Origin of the sequence: Bacillus sp. FSL K6-2971, assembly GCF_038006405.1 — a bacterium.
Classification (GTDB): domain Bacteria; phylum Bacillota; class Bacilli; order Bacillales; family Bacillaceae; genus Bacillus; species Bacillus pumilus.
In genome coordinates this window covers 1,961,018-1,978,881 of sequence record NZ_JBBOVD010000001.1, presented here as the reverse complement: position 1 = coordinate 1,978,881, position 17,864 = coordinate 1,961,018, and the positions used below count along the sequence as shown (strand labels likewise).

Here is a 17,864-nt window from a genome sequence, read left to right as displayed (position 1 = left end):
TTAATACCCTCCTTATTCGCCCTTCGTCTGGATCACATCAGGCTGTTCATTTGATTTATTATGCATCTTTTTACCTTTATTGCGTTTGTATGCTACAGGTTTTGTCCCTAAATGGTCTGGTGTAAACTGCGCTTGTTTATCATGCTCTCTACCCATCATTCATCCCTCCCTCTTCTTTAGGATGAACGAAAAAGGATAATTCATAACTTATTTCTGTCTAAATCGCTCTTCCAACTTTTCTTCAAGCTGGTTTAAAAATTCCTCATTGCTTAATAATTCTTTTTTATTTTCAAGTACAAGCTCTTCAAATGTACGTCGTTTTCTTCTTCTCATTGTACTCACCTCCAGTGTTGTATTTCATTTTCGCCAAAACATTTAGAAAATAAGCAAAAAAGCTGAATCATTATAGATCCAGCTCTTGCTCAATTTCTTTTTTTGTCAGCATTTGATGCTTCACAGACATGATGCGTCCTTTTTCATCTAATATGTATGTCGTGGGGTATGAAAGCACCTGATATCGTGCTTGAATGCCTTTTTGATCCAATAAAATAGGAAAGCTCAGCTTTAATTCATCTGCAAATGTTGCAACATGATCTACACTTTTTTCTGTGGTCGTCAAATTCACCGCAAGTACTTCGACCTGATCATATTCACTTCTAATCGCATCTAGATCTGGCATTTCTGTCCTACATGGCTTACACCATGTCGCCCAAAAATTAACGAGCACCTTTTTCCCTTGGTAATCAGATAACGAGGCCGTTTGACCGTCTAGGGTCTTAAGCTCAAAATCAGGGGCCTGATCCCCTTTTTCAAGACCGATTGCGGGCTCTTTTGGTTCAAGTAAATTCCACACAAGTAAACCAATCAACACAAGTAAAACAGCGCTTGCCATTCCTTTTTTCCACATGATGGATCCTCCACTATTTTAAAAAAGAAGAGAAAGCTGTCTAGGCGCCTTCTCTTCTTTGCTGTATGAGTATTAGTTGCTTGCCAATTTTTCACGAAGTACCATTTGAAGGATACCACCATGACGATAGTAGTCAATTTCGACTTCACTGTCAAAGCGAACAACCACTTCAAATGTTTTCTCATTGCCATCTGTATCAATTGCTTTCACAGTGACAAGATCACGTGGACGAACTGTTTCATCAACTTCAACTTCAAATGTTTCTGTTCCTGTTAGTCCATAAGTTTCTGCACTTTCTCCGTCTTTAAACTGTAACGGAAGTACACCCATGAAGACAAGGTTACTTCTGTGGATACGCTCAAAGCTTTCAGCTAGAACGAATTTAATTCCAAGAAGGTTTGTTCCTTTTGCAGCCCAGTCACGTGAAGAACCCATACCGTAGTCTTTACCTGCTAAGATCGCAAGACCTGTTCCATCTTCTTTATAACGCATGCATGCATCATAAATGGATGTTACTTCACCAGTTGGCCAGTACGTTGTATATCCGCCTTCTGTTCCTGGTGCGATTTGGTTCTTAATACGGATGTTTGCAAAAGTACCTCTCATCATGACATGGTGGTTACCACGGCGAGATCCGTATGAGTTAAAGTCTCTAGGCGATACGCCTCTTTCTTGCAAGTATTTACCCGCAGGTGTGTCCTTACCAATCGCTCCAGCAGGAGAAATATGGTCCGTTGTGACAGAATCACCGAACTTCGCCACTACGCGCAAGCCTTTAAGCGGTTCAACTTTACCAGGTTCAACTGATAGGTTTTCAAAGAATGGCGGGTTATCAATGTATGTGGAATTTTCATCCCATTTGTACAATGCATCGTCCGTCGTTTTAATTTCATTCCAGCGGTCATTGCTGTCAAATACAGTTTCATACTCTGAACGGAAGAGTTCAGGTGTCACTGTGCTTTTCACGACACTGTTGATTTCGTCCATTGATGGCCAAATGTCATTGAAATAAACGTTCTCACCGTTTTTATCCACACCGATAGGGTCTTTTGTTAAATCAATATTCACCGTACCAGCAAGTGCATACGCCACAACTAATGGTGGAGATGCAAGGTAGTTTCCTTTCACAAGCGGATGGATACGTCCTTCAAAGTTACGGTTACCTGATAAAACAGAAGTGATCAGCAGATCATTTTCAGAGACAGCATCCTCAATTTCTTGCGCAAGCGGTCCTGAGTTACCGATACATGTTGTACAGCCATACCCAACGATGTTAAATCCAAGGTCTCTTAAGTATGGAAGAAGTCCTGAGTTCACGAGGTATCCTGTAACAACCTTAGAACCTGGCGCTAGTGACGTTTTCACGTAGTTTGGCACCTTCATACCAAGCTCACTTGCTTTCTTCGCAACAAGACCTGCTCCAATTAAGACATATGGGTTCGATGTATTCGTACAGCTCGTAATCGCTGCAATCGCAATCGCACCTGTCTTCATCACAGCTTTTTCACCATTTGCTAGATCAAATTCAATTTGTTTATCCAGCTCTGATTTTTCTAATCCAAACCCTTGGTTACCAGCTGGGCTTTCAATGTGCTGATGGAACGTCTCTTTCATATCTGAAAGTGGAATCAAATCTTGTGGACGCTTTGGACCAGATAAGTTTGATTCAATTTTAGAAAGATCAATTTCCACAACATCCGTAAAAATTGGGTCCTCTACATCTGGCGTATAGAATAAGCCATTTGCGCGAGAATATTCTTCAACGATATTAATTTGCTCTTCATCACGTCCAGTAAGGCGAAGGTAAGCAAGAGCTTCCTCATCTACTGGGAAGAATCCGCAAGTAGCCCCGTATTCAGGCGCCATGTTCGCAATCGTTGCACGATCTGCTAACGGCAGCTGTGCAACTCCAGGTCCGAAGAATTCAACGAATTTGTTCACTACGCCTTTTTCACGCAGAACTTGTGTCACTTTTAATGCAAGGTCAGTTGCAGTCGTTCCGTTTGGAAGCTCTCCAACTAATTTAGCACCAATGACTTCTGGTACTGGGAAGTATGAAGGCTGACCGAGCATACCAGCTTCCGCTTCAATACCGCCAACGCCCCATCCAAGTACGCCGATCCCGTTGATCATGGTTGTATGAGAGTCAGTACCAACCAATGTATCTGGGTAAGTGATGATCTCGCCATCTTCTTCAATCGCATGAACAACACTTGCAAGATACTCTAAGTTTACTTGGTGAACAATTCCTGTTGCAGGCGGAACAGCTTGATAGTTATTAAACGCTTTCTTTGCCCAGCTAAGAAAGTTATAACGCTCTGCGTTACGTTCGAATTCTAAATCCATGTTAATGTTTAATGCATCTTCAGTTCCAGCTTTATCAACTTGTACTGAGTGGTCAATGACAAGGTCAACTGGAATTTCAGGGTTGATTTTATCCGGATCCCCGCCTACATCTGCCATTGCTTTTCTTAAAGAAGCAAGGTCAACGACGGCTGGTACACCCGTGAAGTCTTGTAAAATAACACGAGAAGGTTTAAATGGAACATCAATTTCTTTGACCTCGGCAGTTCCCCATTTTGCCAAGTTTTCAACGTGTTCCTTTTTGATCACTCTACCGTCTACTTGGCGAAGCACTGATTCTAAAAGTACCTTAATGGAATAAGGCAGCTTAGAAACATTTCCGATTCCTTGTTTCTCTAGTGCTTCTAACGAATAATAGTGATACGTTTTCCCATTTGTCGAAAACGTTTTTCTAGATTGAAAAGCGTCTTGTTTAGCGACTTGCTGCTGTTTCGACATATCCAAAATCCCCCTTTTGATGATCAAGATCAATTTCAATTCTCAGAAAAATCGTCGTATTTCACCACAATTTTCTCACAATTTCATCTTAAAACAAATTCATACATAAGTAAATAACAATGCTTTTATTAAATTCAATAAGTTTATCTTATCACTAGGAAATGATTACTCTTCATAATCCAAGCAGGGCAGGTTCATACTACAATTGAGGTGATAGAACATGACAAAACGTAAAGCAAATCATGTGATTGACGGCATGAACGCAGCCAAAAGCCAAGGGAATGGTGCAGGCTACATTGAAGATGACCAACTCGTTTTAACAGAAGAACAAAGACAAAACAATAAAAAACGTAAAAAAAACCAATAAGAAAGGAGCAAGCATCATGACGAATAAAAACTCAGGGAAAGACATCCGTCAAAACTCGCCTAAGGAGCATCAAGGCGGACAGCCTGAGCCATTATCAGGCAGTAAAAAAGTGAAAAACCGCAACCACACAAGACAAAAGCACAATTCTCATCACGATATGTAAACATTCTCCTCTCATCCCGTGGCAAAGCGGTATGTTTTAGGTCTTTCACACATTTCAGTTCTCAACATATCATTTATTATGAGATGTGATGGAGGAGTGTTTATGGAGAATGAAAAGCAATCGAATTCCTCTGGTTTTCTAGAAATAGATGATTGGCTTAATGTTTTAATGGATGATCCATTTGCCTGGTATGATGAACACCTCCCAATTGACCTTTATGAAACAAGCCGTGATTATATTATTGAGATTGATGTCTCCACCCTGTCGATCGCTGATGTAAAGCTGACCTTCGCTGGACATGAGCTCACTCTCGCTTACACAGTACAAAAGCCAAATGATAAAGGCGAACAGCCAATTGAAAAAAGTGTAATGCTCCCTTTTTACTTGAACGACAAAGAGATTGAAACAGAATACGAAAACCGAATCATTTCGATAAGAATTAAAAAAAGTTCTGACCATTCAAGCGGGGCTTTTTCCTTTCAAATCCCGCACTTCAAACATTAAGAGCCCACCTTCATTTGGTGGGCTCTCTTCCGTTCGTGTCAAGTCAATACCTTTTGCGAACCACCATGGCCAAATAGTAGAGTCGCTATATGATAAGGTATTCTTTTTTTACTAGATGGTTTGGGTCTTTCTAGTAAATGGGCAGTTATGAATGAAAAAAGGCGTTCATAGAGATGAGAGACATACATTTTTGTTATTTTCTTCTATCATGTCTTCATGTAAAATAAGATAGAGAGACGAGAGGTATAAGGGGTGAGAACATGTTAAGCGGCTGGTTTTTGTGGTTCATTTTATTTTGGGGCACGGTGATGATCGGATTACTCGCAATCGGTGGCTTTTTTATGTTTCGCAAATTTTTAAAACGATTGCCGAAGGAAGATGGGAAATCAGAGCTTGATTGGCAGGATGAATATATTCAAAAGAGCCTCCACCTATGGCGGGAAGAAGACAAACAGCTTTTAAATGAACTTGTATTACCTGTTCCAGAGCTGTTTAGAGATGTCGCCAAAGAAAAAATTGCAGGAAAAATTGGCGAGCTGGCTTTAAAAGAACAAGCTGCCAGCATTAATTTAGACTTAATCATTCGCGGCTATATTATCGCTACACCAAAGCGTGATCATAAGTTTTTATTGAAGCGTCTTCAAGAAAAAAACATCGATCATACGCCATATGAAGCATTATTAAAATAACCTCCTTTATAAAAAGGAGGTTTAATTCATTTGAACCTGTTGCGGATCTAATTGCTTAGATATCTTTCTAAACGACAAATACATGGCAACGCGCCAAGGCACAATCATGCCAAAAGCAAGTATCCAAAACATTCCGCTTAGAGAGCCATAATCAATAGAAGAACTCAGGATCGTCTTCATTCCGATACGAAGAACAAGAAGTCCAATGAGAATAAACACAAATGCTTTTGACCGCTTTAAGTAAATCTCGTTCCCTCTAATTTCAAACTTCGATGTTTTGATTAAAAAGATGGAGAAAAACATCCCCACTGTGATCGCTTCAAGAAATTCAGCTCCAGTTACCTGAAACATTGGAACAAAAAACATCAGTGCACCAGTGCTCATAAAAATAGGAGGTAATATAATTTTTTTTGCGGTTGCCGGTTTCGCAGATGACTTAATGCGAATAAACATGACGGCTACCGCCATACATATTGCAATTATAGAAGAGATTAAGACCATCATATCAAATCATTCCTTTATTCTTTAAGGTCAGCCTATGTATAATATACTCCAATTGACGAAAAAAAACCATTCGCCGCGACTGTAGAAAACGATTTCAAAAGCCTGTAAATCCGCCAAACAATGATGAGAACATGATGATAATCCACGTGAGAAGATCAAAGAACAGCAATAGCCCTACCACAATCATAATGATCCCGCCAATTTTCATGATAAGCTGCTGACGCTTTCTGATCCACGCCATTTTCGTAATGAAAAAGGAGAGAACAAAAAATGGAACGCCAAATCCAAAGACATACGCAATCATATAAGGCACAGCCGACTCTGGATTGTTACTAGCAAGTGCGATAACGGCAGATAAAATAGGTCCTGTACAAGGTGTCCAACCAGCGGCAAAGCCCATTCCAATGAGAATCGATCCAAAAAAACCAGCAGGACGATTTTTGAACTGCATTCTCTTTTCGCCCATGAGGAAAGAAGGCTGAAATACACCAAGAGTCATAAAACCAAAGAAAATAATGAGGATAGCTCCAATCTGGCGAATCGCTTGATGGTAATCATCAAAAAACTTCCCAACAAACGATGTCCCAAAGCCTATCGCAATAAAGATAATAGAGAAACCAATTAAAAAGAATAAGGTATGAAGCAGACTTCTTCTTCTCAGCATCACCTTCTCAGATTTCACTTCATCCATACTAACGCCCGTAATATAAGATAAAAACGCTGGATAAAGCGGCAGACAGCACGGTGAGATAAAAGAAAGGAATCCTGCTCCGAAAGCTAAAAAGTAATTCAAATCTGTCAAAAGAACACCCCCTTCTTACAATATACAATAAGAGATGACAAAATCATTTCATTTTTTTTACATCCTCTCAATAAAGATGGTCTATTCTCTTAAAACCTTATATAATTTAATTTGACATCGAGATAACGAATCCTTTAAATTTGAAAATAAACCTTAAAATGGATATAATAGAATCGATTCTTTTTATCAAGATTTGCATGAAAGGAACATGACTTTGGTAAAAACATCATTATTAACTCAAATCGAAGAAAAAAGAGAAGAGCTGATGAAAGTTGTGATGCACAATGGGATGACATCAACAGTAACCATTGAACATAGCCAGCAGCTAGATCATCTCCTCTTACAATATCAACGACACTTACACTCAAACTCAGCCAACTAATCATATCTCATGATATTTATCATGCTGCACGATTTTTAGAACAGTTGATATGTGTGACCATAAACGAAACAAAAACCTCTGATAATAGACTAACCTAGTCAAATGGGACATAAAAAAACACCCTTCAAGTGATACACTTAAACTAAGTGCTAATTTGGAGGGTATTTTTTATGAAAAAAAACAAATATTCAGCTGAAATAAAATGGGCGGTTGTGAAAGATAAATTAAGCGGGCAGTTTACCAATCAACAAATTATGGATAAATATCATATAAAGAATGTATCTCAGATTAAAACATGGATGAAGTGGTATCGAGAAAATCAGTTACATCGATTCGATCAGCCAATTGGAAAACAATATAGCTTTGGGCATGGACCTGACAATGTATCCAAAGAGGAAAAAGTGAATAGGCAGGTTGAACACCTTAAGATGGAGAATGAAATTCTAAAAAAGTATTTGGAGATCGTAGAGGAGTTGAAAAGGGAGTAGCCTTGTATTTGATCAAGAGACTACGGAAGAAATATACAATAACGTCTATCTTAAGTATTTTGCAGATCGCCAGATCGACCTATTATCGTTGGGTATCCGAAGGAATACGTAAAAAATCACAAGTCGAGAAGGCTGTTATTTCCTTATGTACCGAAACGTCGTTCCGGTACGGCCACCGTAAGATTCGAAAGCTACTTCAGCGTCAATATGATATCAAACGAAACCGAAATACTGTACAGCGCATCATGCAAAAATACCACCTTCAATGTCGTGTGAAGCGTAAAAGGAAATGGAAATCACAAGGGGAATCTGTCATCATTGCCCCAAATATATTAAATCGAAACTTCACTGCAATACACCCGAATTTAAAATGGGTAACAGATATTACTTATATTCAGTATGGACCGAGAACGCTCTACCTTTCGACCATTATGGATTTATACAACAACGAAGTTGTTGCCTATACCCTAGATGATCACCAACAGACATCACTCATATTGAACACATTGAGGGCAGCTTTAGAGAAAAGGAATTTGCCTAAAGGTGTACTTGTGCATTCAGATCAAGGAAGTGTATACAGTTCGTATGCATATCAAAAGGAGCTGGGGGCAAGGGACCTTACAAGCAGTATGTCTAGACGAGGTAACTGTTGGGATAACGCAGTGATTGAATCATTCCATTCCAGCTTAAAATCAGAGGAATTTATGTTTACAAAATTCAATTCTATATCAGAAAAAGATGTCAGGCAACGAATCGACCGTTACATCAAGTATTATAATGAAGAGCGTATCCAAGAAAAATTAGGCTACCACGCACCAAAATCATTTGGTAGCATGTCAGCCTAATAAGGGTGTTTTATTCGTGTCTCATTCTGCTATGTCAGTCTATAACAGGGGTTTTTGTTTTTTAGCAGGAAGCTGAAGCCAAAATAAAAACCACCTTCCCTGCTTCATTTAGGCAAGTACAGTGGTTTTAAAGCGTCTGATGAAGGTGAATTCATAAAGAAAGGACAACGCTTGTCCACTCTTTATAACCATGTTCCATCTATGATCATAATATCGTACGTATTATTTCGCTTGGTTGTTCATGGCTTTCATCATTTGATTGATTTTCTTCTGGGACGGTTTCATGCCCATTTGCATCATCATCATTCGAAGCATTTGTTCATTAATTGGTGGATTCTTTTTCAAGTAGCTCATCATATACTTACGAGCAATAAAGAATCCGAGTGCAACTCCTGCAAGCAGTGCAACAACGCCTACAAGGATGACAACCCATAAATCCATAATTCTTCCTCCTTCATGTTGTCTCGTATAAAGTGTACTAAACAAAAGGCTATTATACAACATTTCACGTTCAATTTTATTTTTTTAAACAAAATTCCTCACTTTTACCGGATTGAGCCACCCGTGCTTCTTTGAACCGAAGTCCATTGCAAGGAAGCAAGGACTAATTTTTCTAAGCACTTCAAAAAACACTGCTTCTGCTTCATAACTGCCGGTGGCAGACATTTGGATATAACGATCTTTTATGATAAATGCAGCCGTTCCTTTTCCATCAGGTAAGGAAGCGCTGTATATCGAGCCAATTTGTGTATAGTGAACGTTCGTTAAGTTGTTCATTAATCGCTGATGCATATGAAAAGCAGGGATTCGTTTCGTCACGTAATCCACTTGTTTCACAAGCATCACCAATTCATCTTCCGTGCGGTTCGTCCAGTGTAACGACTCAAACAAATGAAACAAAATTGATTCTCTGCCAAAATAATGATGCGCAAATTCATCCTCAATCCAATAAATATAATAATGGCGTTCCATGTCTATCCCTTCCTTTCACATTTCGTCAATCTCGTATATTGCTTGTATTATACAAAAATGTGAAAGAAAGAATTGTCTATATATGAAGCAAGAAGAAACTAGTTTTGTCAAAAAAACGAGAAAAAAGAAAAAAGTTTGCAGAGCGGATGAAAATGCTCTGCAAACAGATGAAAAAAAGCATGATGCTTGGAGACTGGTTATTTGTTCAGCTTCGCTTTCACACGGCTGACGACATTGCTGACCGTAAAGCCGTATTTCTCAATAATGGTTTCACCAGGTGCAGAAGCGCCAAATTTATCAATGGCAATTACATCACCATCAAGACCAGTGTAACGCTCCCAGCCAAGTGAAGCCCCCATTTCAATCGCAATACGAGCCCGCACTGCTGTAGGAAGGACTGATTCTTTGTATTCGTCTGACTGCTGATCGAAACGATCCCATGCAGGAAGACTGACAACAGACGCGCGAATCCCTTCTTTCTCAAGTGCTTTTTGCGCTTCAATCGCTAAACCGACTTCAGATCCAGATGCGAGTAGAAGTGCTTCTGGCTGTGCATCAGCAGCTTCAACGACGACGTATCCACCCTTTTCTACTCCCTCATATGCCTTCTCAGGTGCTTGGTCAATCGTTGGAAGGTTTTGACGAGTCAGAACTAGTGCTGTCGGTTTATCCGTTGAAGATACAGCAAGTTTCCACGCTGCAGCTGTTTCGTTTCCATCCGCAGGGCGAATGACAGAAAGGTTCGGCATCGCACGTAATGAAGCAAGCTGTTCAACCGGCTCATGCGTCGGACCATCTTCACCAACAGCGATACTGTCATGAGTAAAGACATAAGTGACTGGAAGTCCCATTAAGGCAGCAAGACGAATCGCTGGTCTTAAGTAATCTGAGAAAACAAAGAACGTTCCGCCGAATACACGAAGGCCGCCGTGAAGCGCCATACCGTTTAACGCGGCACCCATTGCAAATTCTCTGACGCCGAACCAAATGTTCTTGCCGGCATAATGATCTTTACCAAAATCGTCTGTGTTTTTAATCGTTGTTTTGTTTGAACCTGCAAGGTCAGCAGACCCGCCAATGAAGAAAGGTACTTGCTTCGCAATGCCATTTAATACTTCGCCTGAAGAAGCGCGGGAGGCAAGACTTGAACCTGCTTCATAAACAGGAACCTCTTGATCCCAATTCTCAGGAAGCTTTCCTTCAATCGCAAGCTGCAATTGAGCTGCAAGCTCAGGGTATTCTTTTTCATATTGCGCAAATCGTTCATTCCAAGCTGCTTCTTTTTTCTGACCAGCGTCTTTTACAGCTTCTTTGAAATGATCGTACACTTCAGAAGGTACATGGAAATCTTCTTCAAACGTCCAAGAGTAAGCTTCCTTCGTCAGCTTGGCTTCATCGCTGCCAAGTGGTGCACCATGCACACCAGACGTTCCTGCACGGTTTGGCGATCCGAAACCGATTGTTGTTTTCACTTCAATCAGTGTAGGTCTGTCTGTGCTTTGTTTTGCCTTTTCGATAGCAGCCGTCACTTCATCAATGTTATTGCCGTCTTTCACATAAAGAACTTCCCAGTTCATCGCTTCAAAACGATTCTTCACATTTTCAGAGAATGAACGATCTAGGTCGCCATCTAAAGAAATATCATTTGAATCATAAAGAACAATTAAACGGCCTAAGCCTAAATGACCAGCAAGGGAAGCAGCTTCAGAGGAAATTCCCTCCATTAAGTCTCCATCTCCGCAAATGCTGTATGTATAGTGATCTACAACATTAAAGTTGTCTTTGTTATACGTTTCCGCAAGATGTCTTTCTGCAAGTGCCATACCAACTGCCATGGCAATCCCCTGCCCTAAAGGACCTGTTGTAGCATCTACACCCTCTGTATGTCCAAATTCAGGATGTCCAGGTGTTTTGCTACCCCATTGGCGGAATTGTTTTAGATCATCGATGCTCAGGTTGTATCCGCTTAAATGAAGCATGCTATATAGAAGCATAGAACCATGTCCCGCAGATAATACAAAACGGTCTCTGTTAAACCAATTTGGGTTTTGCGGACTTACGTTTAAGTGATTCGTCCATAAAGCGTATGCCATTGGTGCAGCACCCATCGGCATTCCAGGGTGACCGGAATTCGCTTTTTCAATTGCGTCTATGGAGAGAGTACGTATTGTTGCAATAGATTTCAATTCAATCGTTTCCATATAAATCCCCTTCCGTATCTTGTGTACACCATTATCATAAATCTACTGTCCTTTTTTCACAACTATTTCACGCTGAAAAAGAAGGATTTTGTCACATTTAGTTTATCGATCACCTAAAAAGTTATGCAAATATGAAAAAAGATGAGAATATTCTTCCCATCTTTTCAAAATTCAAGAAATCATAAGCTTAATGAAGGTTTTGATCTCTTTCTCTTTTTAATTTTTCTGGTGTGACATCGTTTCCTTCAGGGTCAACGATTTTCACGGTTTTAAGTGTATTTTTCATAGAAGAACGAAAAGCTTTTAAATACTCTTCTCTTAATTGCTTTTGTTCTGTTTTTTCAGCGTCTGACAAACCGGTCTCTTTTGACTTTTTTGAAAGCTCATTGATTCTTGCAAGCTGATTTTTAGAAATCATGACTAACTCCTTTAAAACATTTTCTCTACATACTACTAAATATCAATCATTTTGACAACAAATCAAGCTTTAGGTGGTCAGACCTTTTTCATATTCTTGATATCTTCTATGGACCGTTGCTTTTGAAATGTCAAAACCTAGTGCCTGAAGAGTTGCTGCGATTTCCGCGAAGGTCATGTTATTTTTTCTTAATCGAACAATTTCTGAAATCGGCACTTCAATACGCTCACGGCCAGGCGCATGATCCTGCTGTTTTAAATTCAGTTCGGGCTGATACCCGCGTTCAACAGCTCTTCTCATTCCCCGCTTAATTTTCAGGTTATGAATTTTTCGTTGATACTCTTCAACGACTCCTACGATTTCAATCACCATTTCATCTGCTTCTGAAAGCTCAAGCTCGCCTCTATGAAACGTACTGTACACCTTCACATTCTCTTTAAAAAGACAATGAAGAAGCGCAATTTTTGCTTGTCCTCTTCCGAGACGTGTTTCATCCTGGATAAGAACAGCATCAATTGACTCTTCTTTTAGTGTAGCTAGCATATCAAACACACCATCGCGATCTAGATCATACCCGCTTGCTTTTTCTTTAATGACTTTAACCACATTCATCTTGTGCATAGCAGCTAAAGCTAGCAATTCTTCTTCTTGTCTCTTCAGCGAGGTTTCCTGCTCTTCTTTGACAGTGCTTACTCTCGCATAGATAATTGCATTCATGTCTTCAATCGACCTTTCTACTGTACTGTTGCAAGTTGATATACGACTGGATGCTCTTTTTTAACTGGTATGACAAGGATGTCACCAGGCTGAATTTCTGTTGAAGCAAGATCATTGTGCTGAGTGACCCAGTCAATAAACGCATTTTTATCGATTGATTTGCTGTCGTTTACTTGATCAGCTAACCCCCAAAGAGTATCACCTGATTGTACTTCTATTTTAACATACTGATTTGGATCATTATGGCTTGTGAATGCAATAAGTGAGAGAAATATGCCAACGATGAATGAGAATACCCCAATAAAAATAATAGATTCTTTTAACCTCATAATGTCATCTCTCCTAATAGAATGTGTGTTCGTTCTTTCTGTCACTTATTATAAATACGAACAAACGTTTCTGTCAAACGTTTTTTTCGAACCTATGTTTGTACTGTTAGGAAAAACATGCTATAATTTCTTTAAAATTGACGTTTTGAGGTGCAAAAGATGACGAAGCTATCAAAAAGACAACTCGATATCCTGACATTCATCAAAGAAGAAGTAAAAAGCAAGGGCTACCCCCCATCCGTTCGTGAAATTGGAGAAGCTGTCGGTCTAGCATCCAGTTCAACGGTTCATGGACATTTAGCTAGACTAGAAACGAAGGGCTTAATTAGAAGAGACCCGACAAAACCTAGAGCGATCGAAGTATTAGATGAAGAGGAAATGAATATTCCAAAGAGTGCTGTAATGAACGTACCAGTCATCGGAAAAGTAACAGCAGGCCTGCCTATTACGGCTGTTGAGAATGTTGAAGAATACTTCCCTCTTCCAGAGACTTTTGCAGCACCAGATGAACAAGTATTTATGCTTGAAATTATGGGAGAAAGTATGATTGACGCAGGAATTTTGGACAAGGACTATGTCATTGTGCGTCAGCAAAGCACTGCTAACAATGGAGATATTGTCGTCGCCATGACAGAGGAAGATGAAGCGACAGTGAAACGTTTCTATAAAGAAGATACACACTTTAGATTACAGCCAGAAAACCCATCTATGGAACCGATTATTTTACAGAATGTAAGTATACTAGGTAAAGTGATTGGCGTATTTAGAAATATTCACTAAAAAAAGCCGGTATTTCATCAGTTAATGATGAGAACCGGCTTTTTTTTATGAACAAGAATAGGCAAGAATACTCGAGCTTGGGAAGGAACCAAAGGTAAAGTTCGGCCAAATAAAGCCAGTTGTTCTCCCGAAAGGCTGTGAGGATAGGACATACATTAAAAATACTTGACCGTTTCTCATAAACACAATCGTCCACCTTCTATTACATCCCGCGGCAAATTGAACCGATTGCTGACCTCCACCTGTTTGCCCTGAAATAAGTGACTGCATGCTTTGAGGCTGTGATAATGCTTGCTGATATTGCGAAATGATATGCTGTGGTGGGGCTGGCGGGGCTGATCCACTAGATCCGGGCCCAGTGCCTCCTCCTCCGATTGGAAACCCTGGAAATCCTCCACCTTGAGAAGGGAGAGACGGCCAACCTTGCATCTGCCTATCATATGAGTACCCATTCCACATACCTTCATACGGATAATACATATTCAACACCACTTTCTTAGACATTCATCACGATAGTATATGTCATAAATGAAAAAGCGTGTTGAACGTCCAAACAGAAACTTTTCCAAAAAACGTTTTGTTCTTCTTTAGAACGGTTAAATAGTAGATATAAAGAAAAAATAAAAAAATGAAAACTTTTTGCCACCCTCAAACGTTATATATATAGAAAGAAAAGAAATAAAAAACATTTAGATTTAATACTTGTAATATCACTGTAATTATTGTAACATTTGTAACATAAGAAGTTTTCATTGAGAAAAGGAGGCAATCGCCTTGAAAAAATTATTCGTTTTATTAACTGCTATTATGCTTATGATCTCATTACAATCTACAACATTGGCCGCTTCTAAAAAACCAGCCACTTTGACAAATAAAGAAGCGTTACATATTGCCCTTGATGCACGGGAACACTTTTGGAGTGCGATGTCAGGCTACAAAATTAATGAACATTCTGATTACAAATTAAAATCATTTAGCTATAAAGACATGACTTACAACTATCTTTCTAAAACATTTGATACAAAGAAAAAACTAAACAGCTACCTATCTCAAGTTTTCACAAAAGAAGCCATCAATCAAGGTTTAAAAGACTACCAGTTCATTGTTCATAAAGGCAAAATGGCTGTTCCAGTGGGCGACGGAGACAATATGCTTAATTGGGATAAAGCGACACCTAAACTTGTCTCTAAAAAACAAACAGTCCGCACTTATGAATTCACTGTCCCAACACTTGATGGACGCAAAGTACAAAGAACGGTTACGTTCGAAAAAGGACAAAAAGATTGGAAAATCACAAAAATTGACGCTGTTATCTAAATAAAAAACCAGGCCATTCAATCGGCCTGGTTTTTATATTGAAGTAAATTCAGTCATGCGGTCTAGGGCGTGAGCAAGTGATGATGCCGTGCGAAATTCATTAAAAGGAAGCCCGAGCTGCACAGCGGTTTGGGCAATTTCTGGTCTGATCCCTGAAATGGTCGTCTCTACTCCAATTAACCGAAGTGATGTGACAAGATCAAAGATTTGATGAGCCACCATTGTATCAATAATGACAACGCCCGATAAATCAATACATAAATGCTGTACACCTTTTTGTGAGCACTGTTTCAACGTATTTTCTAAAATAATCTTCGCTCTCGCTGTATCAATATCACCTACTAACGGCAATAACGCAATATGACTTTTTAAAACAATGACAGGTGAGCTCAGCTCGTAAATCATGTCTCTTTGTGCCACGAGCTTCCTCGTTGTATTTTTCACATATTGTTGGATGAACATATGAATTGAAATATTAAACGCCTCTGAAATTAAATCATACCAATAAAAGATGCGGTCAATATCAATTTCATCTTGACGCTGCTTAATAAATTCTTTTAAGTAATGAAGGACTACTCTTTGATTGGACATGTATTCTCTCACAACGTAATCTAATGGTGTGTTTAAATGCTTTGGGTCACTGGCTAAGTCTTCAGACCACTTTTTAAACTCAGTATGTAAATACGTCTTGTCTTCAATAAGAGCACGTATAAAATGCTGGTAATAATCCTGATTTTGCCGTTTTAGCTCTGATATGATGCTGGAATCTGTTGAACGATATATTGATTCTGGATCATCATCTTCAATTGAATCATACCAAGTTTCAGTCAGTTTCTCTGCATGTTGCATGAAATAATCGTATAATGCACGGTTCTTATCCATAAGCATATGTCCCTTCACATTTTCTTCTTGTCTGTCTTTGTATCTTATAGATCAATTGTACCACTGAATCTTTTGTCCCTGCTAGCTCCAATACGCTCTGATCGAACAAAAAAGGCACCTACTCACAGGCGCCTCTCTTTTAGTTTTATTTCACAATAAATAAAATTCTTTTCCCATCAGGATACCCGCTCATCTGGTGCCCGACCCATGAGCCCGCTCCCCTATTATCAGACGGGCTGACATATTGAACACTCGCCCCTTTTCCTCCTTCAAGACAAACTGCCATCGGCCACTCATCTCGGTCGAATCCGGGTTTAGTCGGAATGCCTTTTAATGATTCTTGCCTGCGGGCATCTGCTCCATTTCGGTCTATCGTACACACATCGGAATGCCCTTTTCGAATGGCTTCTTGAATATGACTGCCTGTTTCAGGGTATCGTTCCTTTGGAAATTGAATGACATGATCATATCGATCCGCACCTTTTGCCGCATGTTCCTCCCCAAATCCACCTAACAGCGTGACCATCCATATCACAAAGCATAAGGCGACAGCAGTAATCCAGCCTCTTCTCATCTTCAAAAGTGTGAGACCTCCTCATTTTTCTCAAGTAGAATCTTGACTTAAAGGGAATGTGTCATTTTAATGTATGAGTCGTTCACGAATGACATGTGAAAAAAATGAAGAGGCTGAGAAGACAATGGATCTTTCAAGCATAGACAGTTAGACACTTGTATCCACATAAAAAAGCTTGTCCCCTATGAAGGAAACAAGCTTTATGATCTAGCTTTTATTGCGCTTTTGCATAGTTGATAAATTCAACAAAGGCAGCTGTCGCTTTTGGACCGCCATTAATCGTTCCGTTTGAATACCCTGCGTTATGAACCCCAACGATTTGCTGATTTTGATCTAGCATCGCTGAGCCTGAATTTCCGCTAAATGTATCAATCGTATAGTATGCGAGATTCGTATCTTCTCTTGTCACAGGACCTGACATCTCCCACTGCGACACCTTGCCAGTCGATCTCATTTTATCACCTGGATATCCAGAAATTTTAATCGTTGTTCCAGTTAAGTTTGTCACCTGACGGATGGAACGGTAACCGACTGTATTGCCAATGTTCGTATCTGTTTTGATCACGGCAAAATCATATTGGCTCGCACCTGTATTGATATATCCGCTTGGTACATAGAACTCTGTCATATTTGCTGACCCATTTACCGCAGTGCTATCATTCATCCCTGGATACACCGATCCTTTTGCACTATAACTTCTTGATGCTGTATTGTACACGCAGTGTCCGTTTGTCAAAATTTTGTTAGGGGCAATGAGTGTCCCCGTACAGCTTGAGCCGCCAAATGTAATATAAGCAATTGAATTATAAGGTGCTACTCTTGTGTTTGCTACTTTTGTTCTACCATCGTCTCCAATGACGACTTTAGTTTGAAAGTCTTTTAAATATTTTGATAGTGGTTTTACTTTTTCGCCAACAGTTGAAGATAGATCATCCACTTTGTCAAAGGATGAGGGGGATTTCGTATCATTGTGGAAATCACTTGAAGAGATCACCTTACCATCAGAAGTCACCATGTCATAATCAGACGTTAGTACTGAATCCGATGCGGCGTGGGCAAAACTAGGCACACTTAAAGCACCAAAAACGAGTAGAGAAGGGAGTAACATTTTCACCTTTTTCATCATATTCCTCCTTTATGTCCTATATCAAAAATGATACGATTGTTTCATATTGGAGTAAATGAGAGAATATTCTTATTTTTTCAAAATATTTCATTTTT

General features: G+C 39.5%; 24 protein-coding genes. 8 read left to right on the top strand and 16 right to left on the bottom strand.

Translation table 11 applies throughout. From position 1 onward, the window contains the following. Positions 1-12 precede the first annotated feature (12 nt). From MHI33_RS10250 to acnA, 4 genes are all read right to left on the bottom strand, one after another. Positions 13-156 carry an acid-soluble spore protein N gene (locus tag MHI33_RS10250; RefSeq protein ID WP_008357830.1) on the bottom strand — a complete coding sequence of 48 codons (144 nt, stop codon included), beginning with the start codon at positions 154-156 and terminating at the stop codon, positions 13-15. Positions 157-207: 51 nt separating this feature from the next. Next, the gene (locus MHI33_RS10245) at positions 208-333 is read right to left on the bottom strand and encodes an FbpB family small basic protein (RefSeq protein WP_003211002.1); all 126 of its coding nucleotides are present in this window, start codon (positions 331-333) and stop codon (positions 208-210) included. 70 nt (positions 334-403) lie between these two features. After that, positions 404-907, bottom strand: coding sequence for a TlpA family protein disulfide reductase (locus MHI33_RS10240; RefSeq protein ID WP_340910971.1), 504 nt, complete (start codon positions 905-907; stop codon positions 404-406). A gap of 72 nt (positions 908-979) precedes the next feature. After that, positions 980-3,709, bottom strand: a complete 2,730-nt coding sequence (gene acnA, locus MHI33_RS10235) for an aconitate hydratase AcnA (RefSeq protein WP_065097370.1) — start codon at positions 3,707-3,709, stop codon at positions 980-982. Between the two features lie 220 nt (positions 3,710-3,929). On the opposite strand from acnA, the gene sspO reads away from it, so the two are divergent. From sspO to MHI33_RS10215, 4 genes are all read left to right on the top strand, one after another. After that, entirely contained in the window at positions 3,930-4,076 is a 147-nt protein-coding gene (sspO, locus tag MHI33_RS10230) for a small acid-soluble spore protein O (protein ID WP_034660777.1), read from the top strand. Between the two features lie 16 nt (positions 4,077-4,092). Next, positions 4,093-4,239: a small acid-soluble spore protein P gene (locus MHI33_RS10225; RefSeq protein WP_044141403.1), complete on the top strand. Its 147-nt coding sequence runs from the start codon at positions 4,093-4,095 to the stop codon at positions 4,237-4,239. Between the two features lie 102 nt (positions 4,240-4,341). Further along, positions 4,342-4,743, top strand: coding sequence for an Hsp20/alpha crystallin family protein (locus tag MHI33_RS10220; RefSeq protein WP_044141404.1), 402 nt, complete (start codon positions 4,342-4,344; stop codon positions 4,741-4,743). Between the two features lie 260 nt (positions 4,744-5,003). Beyond that, a complete protein-coding gene (locus MHI33_RS10215) occupies positions 5,004-5,432 on the top strand; it encodes a DUF2621 domain-containing protein (RefSeq protein ID WP_044141405.1) in 429 nt (142 codons plus the stop codon). 21 nt (positions 5,433-5,453) lie between these two features. Here MHI33_RS10215 and MHI33_RS10210 read toward each other — a convergent pair whose 3' ends face one another. Both MHI33_RS10210 and MHI33_RS10205 read right to left on the bottom strand, forming a co-directional pair. After that, positions 5,454-5,936, bottom strand: coding sequence for a CcdC family protein (locus tag MHI33_RS10210; RefSeq protein ID WP_044141406.1), 483 nt, complete (start codon positions 5,934-5,936; stop codon positions 5,454-5,456). 94 nt (positions 5,937-6,030) lie between these two features. Beyond that, positions 6,031-6,738, bottom strand: coding sequence for a cytochrome c biogenesis CcdA family protein (locus tag MHI33_RS10205; RefSeq protein WP_044141407.1), 708 nt, complete (start codon positions 6,736-6,738; stop codon positions 6,031-6,033). Between the two features lie 208 nt (positions 6,739-6,946). On the opposite strand from MHI33_RS10205, the gene MHI33_RS10200 reads away from it, so the two are divergent. Together MHI33_RS10200 and MHI33_RS10195 are read left to right on the top strand one after the other, a co-directional pair. Continuing rightward, positions 6,947-7,120: an aspartyl-phosphate phosphatase Spo0E family protein gene (locus MHI33_RS10200; protein WP_371475009.1), complete on the top strand. Its 174-nt coding sequence runs from the start codon at positions 6,947-6,949 to the stop codon at positions 7,118-7,120. A gap of 170 nt (positions 7,121-7,290) precedes the next feature. Beyond that, a protein-coding gene (locus tag MHI33_RS10195; RefSeq protein WP_340910509.1) for an IS3 family transposase occupies positions 7,291-8,453 on the top strand; the annotation gives its coding sequence in 2 pieces (ribosomal slippage) (positions 7,291-7,567 and positions 7,567-8,453; 1,164 coding nt in all). 222 nt (positions 8,454-8,675) lie between these two features. Here MHI33_RS10195 and MHI33_RS10190 read toward each other — a convergent pair. The 6 genes from MHI33_RS10190 to yneA form a co-directional block, all read right to left on the bottom strand. Further along, positions 8,676-8,894 (bottom strand): YneF family protein, encoded by a 219-nt coding sequence (locus MHI33_RS10190; RefSeq protein ID WP_003212379.1) that lies wholly within the window; start codon positions 8,892-8,894, stop codon positions 8,676-8,678. Between the two features lie 84 nt (positions 8,895-8,978). Further along, a complete protein-coding gene (sirA, locus tag MHI33_RS10185) occupies positions 8,979-9,425 on the bottom strand; it encodes a sporulation inhibitor of replication protein SirA (RefSeq protein ID WP_003212113.1) in 447 nt (148 codons plus the stop codon). 197 nt (positions 9,426-9,622) lie between these two features. Beyond that, positions 9,623-11,626, bottom strand: a complete 2,004-nt coding sequence (tkt, locus tag MHI33_RS10180) for a transketolase (RefSeq protein WP_106065350.1) — start codon at positions 11,624-11,626, stop codon at positions 9,623-9,625. A 187-nt stretch (positions 11,627-11,813) separates the two neighbouring features. Next, positions 11,814-12,044, bottom strand: a complete 231-nt coding sequence (locus MHI33_RS10175) for a DUF896 domain-containing protein (RefSeq protein ID WP_003211509.1) — start codon at positions 12,042-12,044, stop codon at positions 11,814-11,816. 69 nt (positions 12,045-12,113) lie between these two features. Continuing rightward, on the bottom strand, positions 12,114-12,761 hold the full coding sequence (locus MHI33_RS10170; protein WP_003211322.1) for a YneB family resolvase-like protein: 648 nt from the start codon (positions 12,759-12,761) through the stop codon (positions 12,114-12,116). 17 nt (positions 12,762-12,778) lie between these two features. Next, positions 12,779-13,090 (bottom strand): cell division suppressor protein YneA, encoded by a 312-nt coding sequence (gene yneA / locus MHI33_RS10165; protein WP_044141409.1) that lies wholly within the window; start codon positions 13,088-13,090, stop codon positions 12,779-12,781. Between the two features lie 159 nt (positions 13,091-13,249). Between yneA and lexA the strand changes: the two genes are divergently transcribed. Next, positions 13,250-13,870: a transcriptional repressor LexA gene (gene lexA / locus MHI33_RS10160; RefSeq protein WP_003212311.1), complete on the top strand. Its 621-nt coding sequence runs from the start codon at positions 13,250-13,252 to the stop codon at positions 13,868-13,870. Positions 13,871-13,915: 45 nt separating this feature from the next. Here the strand turns inward: lexA and MHI33_RS10155 are convergent, their stop codons facing one another. Further along, complete coding sequence (locus MHI33_RS10155) at positions 13,916-14,350, bottom strand: hypothetical protein (protein ID WP_044141410.1); 435 nt, start codon at positions 14,348-14,350, stop codon at positions 13,916-13,918. A 294-nt stretch (positions 14,351-14,644) separates the two neighbouring features. On the opposite strand from MHI33_RS10155, the gene MHI33_RS10150 reads away from it, so the two are divergent. Continuing rightward, positions 14,645-15,187 (top strand): IseA DL-endopeptidase inhibitor family protein, encoded by a 543-nt coding sequence (locus MHI33_RS10150; protein WP_044141411.1) that lies wholly within the window; start codon positions 14,645-14,647, stop codon positions 15,185-15,187. A gap of 33 nt (positions 15,188-15,220) precedes the next feature. On the opposite strand, the gene MHI33_RS10145 is transcribed toward MHI33_RS10150, so the two are convergent. The 3 genes from MHI33_RS10145 to MHI33_RS10135 form a co-directional block, all read right to left on the bottom strand. Next, positions 15,221-16,069 (bottom strand): STAS domain-containing protein, encoded by an 849-nt coding sequence (locus MHI33_RS10145; protein ID WP_044141412.1) that lies wholly within the window; start codon positions 16,067-16,069, stop codon positions 15,221-15,223. Positions 16,070-16,214: 145 nt separating this feature from the next. Beyond that, on the bottom strand, positions 16,215-16,595 hold the full coding sequence (locus MHI33_RS10140; RefSeq protein WP_235355603.1) for a NucA/NucB deoxyribonuclease domain-containing protein: 381 nt from the start codon (positions 16,593-16,595) through the stop codon (positions 16,215-16,217). A 262-nt stretch (positions 16,596-16,857) separates the two neighbouring features. Continuing rightward, on the bottom strand, positions 16,858-17,766 hold the full coding sequence (locus tag MHI33_RS10135) for a trypsin-like serine peptidase (RefSeq protein WP_044141413.1): 909 nt from the start codon (positions 17,764-17,766) through the stop codon (positions 16,858-16,860). Positions 17,767-17,864 lie beyond the last annotated feature (98 nt).